Source organism: Dulcicalothrix desertica PCC 7102, from assembly GCF_003991905.1.
Lineage (GTDB): Bacteria > Cyanobacteriota > Cyanobacteriia > Cyanobacteriales > Nostocaceae > Dulcicalothrix > Dulcicalothrix desertica.
This window is the reverse complement of sequence record NZ_RSCL01000017.1, coordinates 175,550-190,734: the sequence shown is the minus strand read 5'-3', so window position 1 is coordinate 190,734 and position 15,185 is coordinate 175,550. Positions and strand designations below refer to the sequence as shown.

Annotated in this window: 13 protein-coding genes; 6 read left to right on the top strand and 7 right to left on the bottom strand. The window is 36.4% G+C overall.

All coding sequences use genetic code 11. The features are described 5' to 3' along the window. The first annotated feature begins 168 nt into the window (after positions 1-168). Complete coding sequence (locus DSM106972_RS31945) at positions 169-954, top strand: MlaE family lipid ABC transporter permease subunit (RefSeq protein ID WP_186538394.1); 786 nt, start codon at positions 169-171, stop codon at positions 952-954. 154 nt (positions 955-1,108) lie between these two features. On the opposite strand, the gene DSM106972_RS31940 is transcribed toward DSM106972_RS31945, so the two are convergent. The 7 genes from DSM106972_RS31940 to DSM106972_RS31910 form a co-directional block, all read right to left on the bottom strand. Beyond that, a complete protein-coding gene (locus DSM106972_RS31940; RefSeq protein ID WP_223983890.1) occupies positions 1,109-1,414 on the bottom strand; it encodes a CpeR family transcriptional regulator in 306 nt (101 codons plus the stop codon). A 26-nt stretch (positions 1,415-1,440) separates the two neighbouring features. Next, entirely contained in the window at positions 1,441-1,848 is a 408-nt protein-coding gene (locus tag DSM106972_RS31935) for a CpcT/CpeT family chromophore lyase (RefSeq protein WP_127084459.1), read from the bottom strand. Positions 1,849-2,601: 753 nt separating this feature from the next. Then, positions 2,602-3,156, bottom strand: coding sequence for a phycobiliprotein lyase (locus DSM106972_RS31930; protein WP_127084458.1), 555 nt, complete (start codon positions 3,154-3,156; stop codon positions 2,602-2,604). 93 nt (positions 3,157-3,249) lie between these two features. Beyond that, positions 3,250-3,825, bottom strand: coding sequence for a bilin-binding protein (locus DSM106972_RS31925; RefSeq protein WP_127084457.1), 576 nt, complete (start codon positions 3,823-3,825; stop codon positions 3,250-3,252). Between the two features lie 4 nt (positions 3,826-3,829). Next, positions 3,830-4,198 carry a hypothetical protein gene (locus DSM106972_RS31920; protein WP_127084456.1) on the bottom strand — a complete coding sequence of 123 codons (369 nt, stop codon included), beginning with the start codon at positions 4,196-4,198 and terminating at the stop codon, positions 3,830-3,832. A gap of 259 nt (positions 4,199-4,457) precedes the next feature. Further along, complete coding sequence (locus DSM106972_RS31915) at positions 4,458-5,195, bottom strand: hypothetical protein (protein ID WP_127084455.1); 738 nt, start codon at positions 5,193-5,195, stop codon at positions 4,458-4,460. 365 nt (positions 5,196-5,560) lie between these two features. After that, a complete protein-coding gene (locus DSM106972_RS31910; protein ID WP_127084454.1) occupies positions 5,561-5,887 on the bottom strand; it encodes a hypothetical protein in 327 nt (108 codons plus the stop codon). 710 nt (positions 5,888-6,597) lie between these two features. Between DSM106972_RS31910 and DSM106972_RS31900 the strand changes: the two genes are divergently transcribed. The 5 genes from DSM106972_RS31900 to DSM106972_RS31880 all read left to right on the top strand — a co-directional run bounded on the left by DSM106972_RS31900 (position 6,598) and on the right by DSM106972_RS31880 (position 15,146). After that, positions 6,598-7,326: an ABC transporter permease gene (locus DSM106972_RS31900; protein WP_201800811.1), complete on the top strand. Its 729-nt coding sequence runs from the start codon at positions 6,598-6,600 to the stop codon at positions 7,324-7,326. Between the two features lie 258 nt (positions 7,327-7,584). Then, on the top strand, positions 7,585-8,325 hold the full coding sequence (locus DSM106972_RS31895) for a DUF928 domain-containing protein (RefSeq protein WP_233787045.1): 741 nt from the start codon (positions 7,585-7,587) through the stop codon (positions 8,323-8,325). Positions 8,326-8,375: 50 nt separating this feature from the next. Next, positions 8,376-11,108: a CHASE2 domain-containing protein gene (locus DSM106972_RS31890; RefSeq protein WP_127084451.1), complete on the top strand. Its 2,733-nt coding sequence runs from the start codon at positions 8,376-8,378 to the stop codon at positions 11,106-11,108. Continuing rightward, complete coding sequence (locus DSM106972_RS31885; protein WP_127084450.1) at positions 11,105-12,421, top strand: sensor histidine kinase; 1,317 nt, start codon at positions 11,105-11,107, stop codon at positions 12,419-12,421. The genes DSM106972_RS31890 and DSM106972_RS31885 overlap by 4 nt, the downstream gene beginning before the upstream one ends. Before the next feature lie 106 nt (positions 12,422-12,527). Then, positions 12,528-15,146 carry a CHAT domain-containing protein gene (locus DSM106972_RS31880; protein WP_186538393.1) on the top strand — a complete coding sequence of 873 codons (2,619 nt, stop codon included), beginning with the start codon at positions 12,528-12,530 and terminating at the stop codon, positions 15,144-15,146. Positions 15,147-15,185 lie beyond the last annotated feature (39 nt).

Sequence of the window (15,185 nt, the reverse complement as noted above, 5' to 3'; positions counted from 1 at the left end):
TATCCTTATAGATATAGATATTGTTAAGAATTGTTAAGATGTTCCTGTGTTGTTGACTTTTAACGTGTAAAGATACAATTCCCACAGGTGTCTATACATATAAGAATTATGTCTTTACAACAATCTACAAAATTCACGCTAACATAGTTGCAAAAATACTTTGTGATAATGGCTATAAAATTGCAACAAAAGCAAAGCGTCAATTCCCTAAATGGCTTTGTACATTTCATTGCATCTGTACTACTGTTCGGTCAAGTTTGGTTACGCTTTATTCAAGGAAAAACCTGTTACAGCAAGGTTATGGAACACATGGTCAAAGTTGGCCCTGGTTCTTTGTCTCCTGTGTTACTTGTTAACTTTTTTGCAGGTATGATTTTTACAATTCAAACTGCGAGGGAGTTAGTTAAGTATGGTGCTGTAGAAAGCGTTGGAGGCGCCTTTGCTTTAGCTTTTTGTCGAGAATTAGCGCCGATTTTAACATCAAGCATTATTGCAGGACAAGTAGGTTCAGCTTTTGCAGCAGAAATAGGTGCGATGAAAGTTACTGAGCAAATTGATGCTCTTTATATGCTCAAAACTGACCCAATTAATTATTTAGTTGTTCCAAGAGTGATAGCCTGTTCCTTGATGGTGCCCATTGCTACTATTTTTGGTTTAGTGGTGGGAGTTCTTGGTGGTATTTTTGTTGCCGCACAGTTTTACCAAATTGCTCCAGAAGTTTTTTTAGAGTCAATTAGAACGCTTTTATCAACATCTGATTTACTAATCGTTTTACTCAAGGCATTTCTTTTTGGCACGATGGTTGCCGTTAATAGTTGTAGTTGGGGACTGGTGACTAGAGGAGGTGTTAAGCAAGTTGGAGAAGCGGCAACCGCAGCAGTTGTTAGTTCTTGGGTCGCTATCTTTATGTGTGATTTCTTTATCTCGTTACTATTTTTGGAAAAACCAATTTAGTTTAGTGGCTATATAGAAACCGACTTTCTAGGTTTCTATAATATTGCTAATAACCAATGACTAATAGTCAACCACAGGCAAAAAACTAGCCACCAGCTATTAGCGATAAAGTTGTACATCAATGAAATTAATTGGTCAATGATTAAATATTACATTAACATCGCTCATCAAAACGGGTATAGAAACCACCGTATTTAATCCAGTATTGTTTCAAGGTGTGATGAGGAGTATGTAAACTCGCTTTGGCTTGATAAAGAATCACTTGACGATGGGCACCCATCCAGATTTTGTTGATAGGTTCAACTGAGATTAAAGTGCCTCCCAGCGCTGCAACACATTCTGCAAAGCGCTCAATAGTCGTGTATTCCACAGTTTCAAATATGAAAAAGTGACCCGAACAAATCAGATGGCGACTGCGAACCCAGCAACGCATCTTTCTTTCAGCCTGTGGCGGCAACATTTTGGCACTCTTTGTTTCTAATTGCATTAACATAAATCGCTCACCGCAGGTACTTCGTTTGCAAAGTTTTGTTTCTTTTCAAAACATAAAGGCCCTGGTCTTGAACCCCATATTTGTTCCGGAGTTTCTACATCCATGCCTTTATCTAGGCTATCCCAAGTATTGTCTGGTTCTACATCCCTCCTAAATACGTCACCAACGCGAGTAAACACCATCGAATATGGCGCCCATAAACCATAATCATAAACTTGCTCGGAGTAAAAGCCAATGGCAATAAAGCAATTGAATGGTAAAGGTCGAAAAACGTGGATGTGGGCATATTGTTTAGAATTCGCTTTCCGAAGATTAGGATTACTAAAATTTACCGCCATCCACTGTGCTAGAGTCAACAAATCACTAGTATTTGCACTCTGACTGGTCAGTGATATAGTCATATCAAAAAAAACCAAAAAGAAATGTTTACTATATTGTTGTAGCCTAAATTTTTCAAAATTTAATATTCTCTTATCTTCAACGAATTACGTTGCGACCGCCATCGTCCAAACGATAGTTCAAGGAATTGAATAATACTCATCACAAAACAAGTTTTAAAAGTAGATTAAAATATTTAAAATCTTGAGTTGCTTATGACCATGCCCTTTTACAACTTAATCTTTATAACTAAAAATTAAAGTCATAGCAAGCACGATTCAAGCAGAAACAAAAGTTAACTGCGAAGCTATTTTTGTCTTTAATATCTAGTGAAGACATCGTTACGTTTACAACTTTCCTCCAATTCGAGCAATACTTTGTATAGTTTGCGACAAACGATTAAATAGTAATTGCTATACCATACATCAAAATTCCCTCCCTTGAAATAAATCACTTTAACTGTGTTACATGCCAACTATCGCGCGGATAATCGCTTTTTTGAATTAGGGTATAACTACTTACACTTTATCATCGATATCTAAAACTTGCCATCTTAAGTCCCTTGCGGGTGATGTTTAATTAGTAAATACATGATAATTTATGACCAAAGACAACATCCGCGCAAGCACTGAAAATGCCTTGGTAGCGATGATTTGCAAGTTATATACTTAAAAACATCTTTCCCTATTTTAATTTTCGTATGCCTTTGGAACGATATTTATTAAAAATTGTAAATTTTTCTTATACCAGAGGGAATAGAGACTCCCCCTACTGACTCATATTACCTTCTGCTCAACTCCAAACCCCACCAATACAACATCCGATAGAGCTTCTCCTTCTGTCGGGCGCCGATATGTTAAGATGCGTCGAATACGTAAACTCGGATTAATCATGGTAATAGAGTCAACCGCGATTACACGAGTATAATTAGTAGTCATCAATAGTTCACGCTTAGTGTTATCAAAGCGAAAATCAGCAATAATTGGTCGCTCTTCCTCGTAAGCGCGGTCTCTTAAATATTTTCCTTGTAAAGAATTTGACTCTTGTTCTTGTGTCACAAATAACATATTCAACTGCTGCGAAACTTTCTCACCTTTTTCTGAAACAGTTTCAAACTTGAGATGATACCCAGGTAAACTGTCAACATGAGGTGGGACGCTAAAAGCATTATCTGCAAGTACTTTCAGCTTAAGCGACTCTGTTATTGGTTCAATGACAAACTTGGTGTGTGAACGCTCGACTTCTTGCTGTGTCAAATAATGATATGTACGTTCAGTAGACCAGTTACCAACACAATCATCAAAAAATTGTTGAAATTCTGAGGTAGACATAGAGTAGGGTGCGTGAAGGCTATCAACAATTTTACAACGAAGCAAGTAACAAGCGTAGCCTTCACGCAGCTTACAACAAGCTCATAACCACACTTAATTCTTAAAAGCTGCCATTTTTTGAATTAAATGGTCAAAATATGGCGCCAGAGATAGTTGACTTTCTTTACATCTTTTTAAACTTGCAGCTTTCAGTCCTTCTAGTCCCACCACCATCGCATCTAAAGGTACTTGTAACTCTTGATACAATAGCTTCATATAATGCAACCCTTCAGGACTAGTATATTCAACATGTTGCCCAGCAAGACCGTAAGTAATACAGCGCTCAAAGTGCCAAAAATCACGCCAACAAGCCGCTGTCCGCTCGCTTGGATAAAGACCACCACCCGGACTAGTAATATCAGGAAAAGTAGTTAAAACTTGTTCACGGGCTTCATCTATAATTTCAGTAACATGGTCGCGTAAGTATTTCACAACCGAAATAAATTCACTGCTCTGCGGTGTGAGCGACTCAATAAAAGTTAACTCTTCATCTGTCAGATACTTGCCTGCGTCATCTGCTGCTTGGAATATCTGTACAGCTTCGCTTGGGTGCGTTTGTTGCCATTGGGCAAAGCTGACAATTCTCGCTTTTGTAATCAGTTCTTTAACTTTTTGCGTTAATTGAGCCATTTGACTAACTCCCCTGGCTAAGGGGATTCTTTTTCGTCAAGCCCAATTTGGTTGCCCAAATACGAACTCTAGAAGTGCTGGTCAAGCAGCACCTACCCAGTCTGCTTAGGTCAATGCCTAAGTTTCCGGCTACTTTGCGTAAAATATTAGCTGCCGCCTGTAGGTCAGCATTAATTAAACTACCGTTTTTTGTACGATACAAACCACGTGGATATCTTCTTCCAGACGCTTTCCAACCGACTGGTTTTTTACCATGTTCGGGCAGGGAGTCTCCATCTAAAAGAAACGTCAAAATAGCTTTTGTGTCTGCATCACAATATATTAGGTTTTGCTGTATCCCCATCAAACATTTATCTTTTTTAGATTTTCCCAACCGTTATCACCTCTTGTATCCGGCTTGTGCTATATTTGGTCTGTCAATTAAAGTATACATAGGTCTGTAAATGTTGACAACCCTTTAAGAAAAGCGAGACTAGGAGGTGCGCCAATTGAAATTATTAAAAAATATATACAAACATCTTCAAAAGCCGTCCGTTATGACGGGGTTTTAAACCCAAATTTTCCATAATTCTCTACTTAAAGGCTCTTGTTACAACTGTATAAGAGTCGTCGGCGCCGCACTTAAAGAAATATTACCGTCTGCGAATTGCAATTGTATAACTAGGTCGCTGATTTTGCTCGCGTTGAGTTTTCACCAGTCGTAAGTCGTTATCTACATATACGTGTTCTAGTGCAGGAGTTGCCAAATAAGTCTTCTCAAGTTTGCGAACTGTATTTCTGTCTAGATTTTCCAACTTTAAAGTACTAGGTAATTCGCCATTTTGATACTTGTCTTTGATTTTTGTGTTTACAACGTTAGTAAACCACTCATCCGCATCATCAATAGTTAAGGGTATGTCTCTGCTTCTAAATGCTTGGAATATTCCCACATTTTGAATATACCACTGGTTATTTTTTACCTCATACTTTTGCATCACCATCAAGTCATAAGCTGGAAGCTTTGCAGAGACTTGTTTTAATAATGATGATTGCTGACCAGGTGCATAACGCGCGATGTTAGCATACAATCCATCCGCGTGAAAAATCTGATATGATGACGAGTGAATACGTCCAGGTAATACATCATGAAATGGTATTGTTGACCAAACTGGAGTCCAAACACCAAGTACTATAGGTATCTGATTTTCAACTACTGGATGTGGATTACGTTTGCTTAACTCTTCAAAATATGGCAGCAGTTCATTTTGATAAAATAAAACTTTGCTCTTCAATGCTTCTGTGTCTTTGTCTTTGACCAAATCCAAAAGTTCATTCTTCAATTCTTGAGTGCTGCGATAGCTTAGTTTATCGCTGTTAAGTAAATTAACCATTAAAATTAACCTTTAATTGTTCAGTAATTCTTGAGTGTTCTAATATCGTTTCTACTAGCTTCTTTCTCTAGTGGAGCATTTCATATAACTTTTAACCCCTTTCATGAGGAATAAAATATTTAATAAATAGTTATAATTTTTTATGACTCAAGATAGAAAACAAAGAAACCGGGTTTCTATGCATTCATTGTCGCAGACAAATTGTCGTTTTTATTACAATATTTTAATGAATAAACCCGGTTTCTAGGATTATAATAAAAAGAAGAAAGGAGAACCAGAGTTAACTGCTTCCTTTCTTCACAAATAACTTTCCACTATTTAGTTTCCTATGCTTTCACATTCCGAATCGATATATCGTTAAAAAGTTACCAAACTCTCTCACCGTTTTCATCTACACGCGCTTTACGAATTAAGTCAGATATTTCTTCTGCATCTTTGACGTGATGAAGTGCTTTCTGTTCACCACTTTCATCTTCTGCGACAAAATAGGTAGGTACAGTAATATGGTCTCCTGTAATATCTGGAGAATCAACGGCGATTTGCTTAGATTTTTCCTCAATCGACTGAGGTTCGTCAGCAATTCTATCTCCAGGGTTCGCCGTTAAATGTCTTTCGTTTACGTCTGGCTCATTTCTGGAATGTCTATCTACACTAACGGGTTGATTGATAGGTTCGTGGGAATTACTACTCATAATGCTATATAAAAATTTCTAAACAACGCTCTTTACAATCTAGACAAATCATTTACACATTTAATCCTTCATCAGTAAGACTTTTAGTACCAACTAAAGTCTTAGTTTTTACCCTGTCGAGTAGTATAACTTTAGAGGTACGAGTAAGTATATATCCTTAATATCTTTGAACTAGACTAATAAATATAACTTGAGATGGCGCCATACATGCTTTAGGGATGAAGAAATAATCATTAAAAATCTTGATAATTATAGTTGAGAAAATAAAATTTCTAATTGCTCGTGTTTAATATAATATATACAGCAATTAAGTGTATACACGGTAATTTGACTACTCGCTTATGTTAATTAACGATTTTTTAGTTTGTTTACGTATGACTGCTGATAAATGTACTCAGAATAAAGCTTCAAGCTGCTACGTTAACCCACCGTGTGGTTGCCTAAACCCTGGTAAAGAAATAGAGTGTGAAAATTGTGAACATCTTGAATCTTGTTTGTCGCGTTCTGCAAAACCTTCAAGAACGGTGTATTAACTTGTTGAAACTAATGTTTATAATAGACTTGACATGGTTTTAGATATATGCTATCAACGAAATTACATAGGGTAAAAATATATTTGATTAAATAAAAACGTGAGTATACCATTAACTACTAAGAAGCCGCGTGTCGCATCATGGCAGGCGGTTTTCTCATTGCTAATGTTCCTTTTTATGTATCTACCAATTATAGTGCTTGGTTTTTATAGCTTTAACCAATCACCTTATAGTGCTGCTTGGCAAGGATTTACTTTAACTTGGTATCAAAAATTATTTAGTGATGAGCGTCTTTCTTCAGCGTTAACAAACAGCTTGATAGTTGCCTTTAGTGCAACGGCAATATCGGCAGTGCTGGGAACATTGATGGCAGTGGGTTTAGCGCGCTATAGATTCCCTGGTAAAAGTTTATATCAAGGTATTGCTTATCTACCTCTGATTATTCCTGATATTGCGATTGCAGTTGCAACACTTGTTTTTTTAGCTGCGTTTGCTGTGCCTTTAAGTATCTCAACAATTATTGCAGCGCATATAGTTTTTTGCCTTGCTTACGTGGGTTTAGTAGTATCTTCACGGCTAAATAATCTTAACCCGTATTTAGAAGAAGCTGCCCTTGATTTAGGCGCCACGCCATTACAAGCATTTACCCAAGTTTTGCTACCACAGTTAACACCTGCGATTGTAGCTGGCTGTTTGCTAGCTTTTGTACTGAGCTTGGATGATTTTTTAATTGCCTCTTTTACCGCTGGTAGTGGCGCCAGTACATTGCCGATGGAAATATTTAGTCGCATTCGTACAGGTGTGAAACCAGACATTAATGCTTTAAGTGTGATTCTCATCGCTGTATCTGCAATAATTGCTGGCATTGCTGAGTATGTAAGAATAAGAGGCGAAGCAAAGCATTAGCTAGAAACCCTAGAAACCAGGTTTCTTTGTTGATATCTTATAGTAAATATGAAGATTTTGCGAGCGAAACCTGGTTTCTTTATTGATTTGTTGCAATTGTAAGGGCGATAAAAGTCTATATAAAAATAATTCGCGCAATTGCACGGATGTCATAGAATAAGTGATATAAATAGACTAGTTATATGCCAACGTCTACTGATATTCTAGTAAATTAGAGTCAATATAGTTTTGCATAAATTGCTCAGAGTTAAGTCTTTTATGCCTAAAAGCCATAAGCATTCGTTCATGTATTTACGGGTGTTGAGAGCCGCACTAGTAACATTGATAGCCATACCCCTGCTATCACTACCTAGTACGGCAGGAAAGATAACTTTCAAACCACCTGGAGAGCCAGCACCAGAAGAGACTGCGGGAGGAGCGTCACGAACTGGTGTTAGTGAAACTACCGCTTGTAGTTCCGCACGTACTGGTATTGGTAAGTCTGTAACACCAGTGTTACCAACAACTAACATTGGCTTTACTTTGACCGAACATCCAACAGTGTTTGTTTATATTCCGCTTTCAACCGCACGTAAAGCATTTTTTAGCGTTCAAGATCAAGAAAATAATAATGTTTACCAGACAGATATCGAGTTGCCATCTCAGCCAGGTGTAATTCAGCTAAAACTACCACCCGATGCACCTGGGCTAAAAGCTAATAAAAACTACAAATGGTCTTTGGTAATGATATGTACCGCAGATTTAGAGCCAGACAGCCCATTTGTAAGTGGATGGATTCGTCGCGTTGAATATAAAACAAACATCAGAAATAAAAGTAAAACTATAACCCTAGACTCTGTATCTAAGCTAGCTGAGAGAGGCATTTGGTACGATACGCTTGCAACTTTGGCACAATTGCGAATGAATCAACCTAATAACCAGCTATTAGCAACATCTTGGCAAGAACTTCTAGACTCGGTTGGTTTGGATGCAATTGCAAACGAACCGTTGGTACAGTAACACCAACTCCCAATTGTAATTATTTTTTAATTTAACTTCAAAGGTTGCGGATGTGGTTCCAACTAAAAAAACGACTTTGGCAATGGCGTGTTGTCTTAATAACATCTCCCAGCGTAGCAATCATGATTATTGCCGGGAGTATGTTGGGATGGTTTCAGCTATTAGAATGGGCAACACTAGAGCAGTTTTTCGCGATGCGTCCGCAAAAACCACCTGAAAAGCGCGTACTAGTTGTTACTTTTGACGAAAAAGACATTACCAATACAGGTAAAGCATTAATACCTGATAGTGTTATTGCCTCTGCAATTACAAAAATCAGGCGCCAAAATCCTGCTGCCATTGGTATGGATATCTACCGAGACTTACCAGTGGTATCAGGGCATGAACAATTAGTTGATGTCATGAAAAGCACACCTAATTTGATTGGGGTTAAAAAATTAGCAGGGCAAGGAGTGGCGCCTCCTCAAACTTTAGCTTTATTAGACCGTGTAGCACTCGCAGATTTTGTATTAGACGCGGACGGGAAAGTGCGACGAGGCTTGTTGACGGCAGGAGATAAAAATGGAAATATCTATGAAAGTTTAGCTGTACGCTTAAGCCGAATGTATTTAGAACCCAAAAAAATAGAATTAAAAGCCCTTGACGAAAGTGGCACTATTTTGGGTTTGGGTAAAGCTGTCTTTCAACCACTCCAGAAAAATCAAGAATTTAATTATCATGGTGCCGACTTTGGAGGATACCAAATTCTGCTTGATTTCCGTGGTTATCAAGATAACTTTGAAACGGTTACACTGCAAGATGTACTGAATGAGTCAGTTCCTTCATATAAAATCAATTCACGTATTGTTTTGATAGGTTCAATAGCTCCTAGCAGCAATGACTTTCATAGTGTTGGCTTTAAACGTGGTTGGCGCCAATACAAACGAATGCCAGGAGTAATTATTCATGCCAACTTAACAAGTCAAATTTTGAGCGCGGCAATTGATGGAACACCTTTACTACGTGGATTATCTTTACCAGGAACATGGGTTTGGATATTGAGTTGGTCATTGTTTGGTAGTTCGGTTAGCTGGCAATTATTGAAAGTCAGAGCATCATACAAAAAACCCTTTCCAGGATTGTTACTTGTAATTACATTTTCTGCTGGTGTAATACTAGTTTTTAACTTTACTGCTTTTACATTCGGTTGGTGGATTCCTTCGATTTCGCCAATTTTAGCTTTACTTGTATCTACAGTTATTAGCACTATCTATCATAAACAGTTTCAACTCGAACAAGCTAATCTACAACTTCAAGAATACTCACGTACCCTTGAGCAAAAAGTTTACTTACGTACACGTGAACTAGCTTCAGCTAAAGAAAGTGCGGATATTGCGAACCAAGCAAAAAGCGAATTTTTGGCTTCGATGAGTCATGAGTTGCGAACACCTCTTAATGGTATTCTGGGATACGCCCAAATTCTTCAACGTTCTCAAACTATGGCGAAGCGCGAGCTTGATGGTGTAAATATTATTCAGGAATGTGGCACACATCTTTTAACCTTAATTAATGATATTTTAGATTTATCCAAAATAGAAGCGCGTAAATTAGAATTACACAATAGTAATTTTCATTTTTATTCATTTCTAACAGGCATTATTGAAATGTGCCGAATTCGAGGGGAGCAAAAAAATATTGTTTTCGTTGCCAATCTAGATGAACAGCTACCCTTAGCGATTAATGCTGATGAAAAAAGATTACGACAAATTTTAATTAATTTGATTGGTAATGCAATTAAGTTTACTGATGAAGGGCAAGTTTATTTGAATGTTAATTTTTTAAATTCCAGCACAAATGAGCAACAAACCTTAATTAATAAAATTCGCTTTGAAATCATTGACACTGGAGTTGGAATGTCTACTCTTCAAATAGAAAAGATTTTTTTACCATTTGAACAAGTCGGAGAGAATAGAAAGCAGTCTGAAGGAACGGGACTTGGGTTAGCTATTAGTTCTAAAATTATTGAACTGATGGGTAGCAAAATAAATGTTGAAAGCCAATTAGGCGCCGGAAGTAGATTTTGGTTCGATGTTGATTTAGTCGTTTCGCGCGAATTAATTAAACCTCCAATAATACAGTCAATTAAAAATATTGTTGGTTTTCGAGGTGATAAAAAGAAAATACTTGTTGTTGATGACCAATGGGAAAACCGCTCGGTAATTAGTAATTTACTGGCGCCGATTGGTTTTGACTGTTTTGAAGCAAGCAACGGGAAAGAAGCATTATTACAAGCTGAACAAATATATCCTGATTTAATTATTACTGATTTAGCAATGCCAGTAATGGATGGTTTTGAGTTAATGCGAAGCATTAAAAAATATCAAAGTTTACAACAAACTATACTTATTGTTTCTTCTGCTAGTGCTTTTGAAACCGATAAAAATAATAGTTTGGCAGCCGGGGGAGATGATTTTATTCCAAAACCTATACAGCTTGATTTGTTATTAAACATGTTAAAAAAATATTTAAACCTGGAATGGATTTATATAGATAAACCAGAACCAATTAAAAATGATACACTCCTCAATCAAGAGTTAGTACTTCCACCTACAAATGATTTAGATAAGATTCTTGACCTCGCGATGCGAGGGAATGTTAAAGACATTCATAAAATATTGGATATACTGGAAAGCAGGGGTGAAGAATTTACTCCTTTTGTCTGGAAAGTGCGAGAACTAGCTGATAGTTATCAACCTAAAAAGATTAAAATATTTATTCAAACTATTAGTCAAGCAAACGTATGAAACAAAACACATTTAATAAAGCCACTATTTTAATAGTAGATGATAATCAAAATAATTTGAAAGTGTTATGTGAGGCAATTGCAGATTCTGGTTGGGAAATTTTAGTAGCTAATGATGGTGAAAGCGCTATAGAACAAGCTCAATATGCTCACCCAGACCTGATACTACTCGATGTCATGATGCCAGGAATCGATGGATTTGATACTTGTCAACATCTTAAATCTAATTCTTTAACTCGTGAAATTCCAATTATCTTTATGACAGCTTTATCTGATACAATCGATAAAGTAAAAGGTCTTTCTATTGGTGGTGTTGATTATGTTACAAAGCCATTTCACACCGAGGAAGTCTTAGCTCGCATTAATGTACATCTTCAACTACGCTCTTTAAATAAACAACTCGAAGAGCAAAAGCTAGATTTAGAAAAGCGTGTTGCAGCGCGTACTAATGAACTATCGCAAGCACTACACGAATTACAGCAATCTCAACTACAGCTAGTACAAAGCGAAAAAATGTCAACGCTGGGTCAATTAGTTGCCAGTGTTGCACATGAAATAAATAATCCGGTTGGATTTATTACAGGTAATTTAAGTCACTTAGCAGATTATACTCATAAAATAATTAATCATTTACAAATTTATCGTCGTCATTATTCTGAACCAGCTATAGAAATTACTCAGAATGAAAAAGAAATTTGTTTAGATGAATTAATTAAAGAAATTCCAGAAGTTATCTCTTCAATGGAAGTTGGAATTGATAGAATTTCCAACATTAGTACCAGTTTAAGAAATTTTTCGCGTTCGGATACTTCTAGTAAAATTGAATTTGACATTCATCAAGGAATTGAAAGCACTTTAATGATTTTAAAACCTCGTTTAAAGTCAAATAAAAAGCATCCACAAATAGAAATTATCAAACAGTATGGAGATTTGCCTCTTGTTAACTGTTATCCTGGGCAGCTTAATCAAGTTTTTATGAATATTGTTTCTAACGCTATAGATGCTTTAGAACAATGTGTAGAACTTTTAGAAAAGCAAGAAAAAAATCAAGTTATTTTAACAATAAATATTATTACCAAACAGCAAAAAGAAGAGTACGTCACTATTAGAATTAAAGATAATGGATTAGGAATGAATGCAGAAACAAAAGCAAGAATTTTTGACCAATTTTTTACCACAAAATCTATTGGTAAAGGAACAGGTTTAGGATTATCAATTAGTCGGCAAATTATTGAAAAGCATGGAGGAACAATTTCTTGCACATCTAATTTAGGTCAAGGTACAGAATTTACCATTAAAATTCCAGTTTCTTAATTTTTTAAATCAATTTTAAAGAAATTATATATATGAACTTTATAACAAACTATACTATTCTCATTATAAATTATCACAAAAATAATTCATTACAATTAGCGTGAGTATGACCAATCCCAAAAAATATGTTAGTCTAATTACTAGTACAAAACTAAGAAGTAATTTTTTAATTCGTGCGCTGTTCCAATTCAGTATCGGATTTTTAGCTTTTTTGCTGGTAGTAAATATGGCGCCTGCAAATGCAAATAAGCACGAATCATCACATAGTTTAGCTCAATCCGCTCAAATTCAAAGTGCTACATTATCTCTTGACCAAGGTAGAATTCGATATGAAGCTGGACGGTTTACCGAAGCTGCCAACATCTGGCAACAAGCAGCAGTTAATTATCAACGTCAAGGAGATATAAATAATCAAGCATGGACTTTAAGTTACTTATCGCTTGCTTACCAAAATTTAGGAGAGTGGAAAAAAGCCCAAGCTGCAATTGATGATAGTCTGAAAATACTACAAAATAACTCGAACAAAACCGTAAATCAGCTATTATTAGCAGTTGTTTTAAATACTAAGGGTAGCTTAAAAATTTCCATCGGGCAACCCGAAGCGGCCTTAAAAAGCTGGCAAGAAGCAGAACAAGCTTATACAGCAGCGAACGATATATCCGGTCAAATTGGTAGCAAAATCAATCAAGCTCAAGCATTGCAAGCTTTAGGTTTATACCGTCGTGCTAAAGACGTGTTAACAGAAGTTAATAAAAAATTAAGAAATCAACAAGATTTATCGCTTAGACTCAAAGCTTTACGAAGTTTGGGTGTTGCACTGCAAGTTGTTGGTGATTTACAGCAATCTGAAAACGCTTTAAAAGAAAGTCTTACGATAAGTCAAAAATTAGGTTCAATTGCTGACACAAGTGAAATTTTATTTAGTTTGGGCAATACTAAACGCAGCTTGCCACAAAACGAACAAGCTCTCTCTTATTATAAACAAGCTTTCTCAATAGCTACGAATCCTAGAGTTCAGGTAGAAGCTTTACTTAACCAATTAAGTATCTATGTTGAAACATCAAAAATAAACGAAGCTGTTGAACTTGTACCAAAAATCAAACCGCTATTATCAAAGCTTCCAACGAGTCGGATGTCAATTTATGCAGAAGTTAATTTTGCTACAAGTATTAAGCATTTATCCCAGAAAGACAACAGTACACCTTGGCAACATCAAGCAGCCAAAATTTTAGCTCGTGCAATAAAAGATTCTGAAAATATAGGTGATTTGCGCGCCTTATCCTACTCTTTAAACGAGTTAGGAAAATTATACGAGTCTTCGCAGCAGCCAGAATTAGCGTTAAAATTGAGTAATGAAGCTCTTTCTATTGCACAAGCGATTAATGCTTCTGATATTGCCTACCAAGCTGCTTGGCAAATTGGGCGCCTGAATAAAAGTAAAGGTAATATTGAAGTAGCATCTTCAGCATATAGCTCTGCTGTAGAAATTCTCAAATCACTACGTAGTGATTTAGTGGCAGTAAATCCGAATATTCAGTTTTCGTTTCAAGAAAGTGTTGAACCTGTTTATCGCGAATACGTATCATTACTACTAACCTCAAATCCGAATCAAAAAAACCTTAAAGAAGCACGAGAAATTATAGAAGCGTTGCAACTTGCTGAACTCGATAATTTTTTCCGCGAAGCTTGTATTGATGCCAAACAGCAAAAAATCGATACAATCGATACACAAGCAGCAGTAATATATCCAATTATCTTACAAGACCGCCTAGAAGTCATTTTATCAATGCCCAATGGTGAAGCACTTTCAAGTTACCGTACACAGCTTGGGCAACGCGAGATTGAAAATACAATAAAATTAATGCGTCAATCGCTTAATCCTGTATTCTCTAATGAATTAAGATTAAAGGCATCACAACAACTATATAACTGGCTAATTCGTTCAGCAGAAGACAAATTAGCAAGTCACGGTATTAAAACTTTAGTTTTTGTGCTTGATGGTTCGCTTCGCAATATCCCAATGGCTGCTTTACACGATGGCAAACAATACTTGCTAGAAAAGTATAATGTTGCACTGTCTCCTGGCTTACAAATTATGCGCTCGCAATCTGTAAATAACAGGCACCTGAAAATAATCGCAGCAGGGTTAAGCGAAGCAAATCAAGGATATAAAGCATTACCTGCCGTCAAATTTGAAGTCACAAAAATTTCTGACGAATTGTCAGCAAAGTTACTACTTAATGATAAATTTACTGACTCAAATTTAAAAAACTTAATCAAATCTACACCTTTTTCTGTTTTACATTTGGCAACACATGGTCAATTTAGTAGCAGGTCAGATGACACATATATTGTTACTTGGAATGGCAGAATTAACGTTAAGGATTTAGATGAACTATTAAAAACCCGTTCTGAACCAGAGTCAGTACCTGTAGATTTAATTGTTCTCAGTGCTTGTCAAACTGCTAAAGGTGATAACCGTGCAATTTTAGGATTAGCTGGAGTCGCTGTGCGTTCAGGCGCCCGTAGTACTATAGCAACTTTATGGGCAGTACAAGACGAGTCAACTGCAAAATTTATGGTGGAATTTTATAAACAACTCAGTACTCCTGGCATAACTAAAGCTCAAGCATTACGTAACACTCAAATTACATTCTTAAAAGATAAAGACTTTTTACATCCATTTTACTGGGCGCCGTTCGTTTTAATTGGTGACTGGCTTTAAGAAACCTGGTTTCTATTTCGATTTAGCTTTTTTATTATA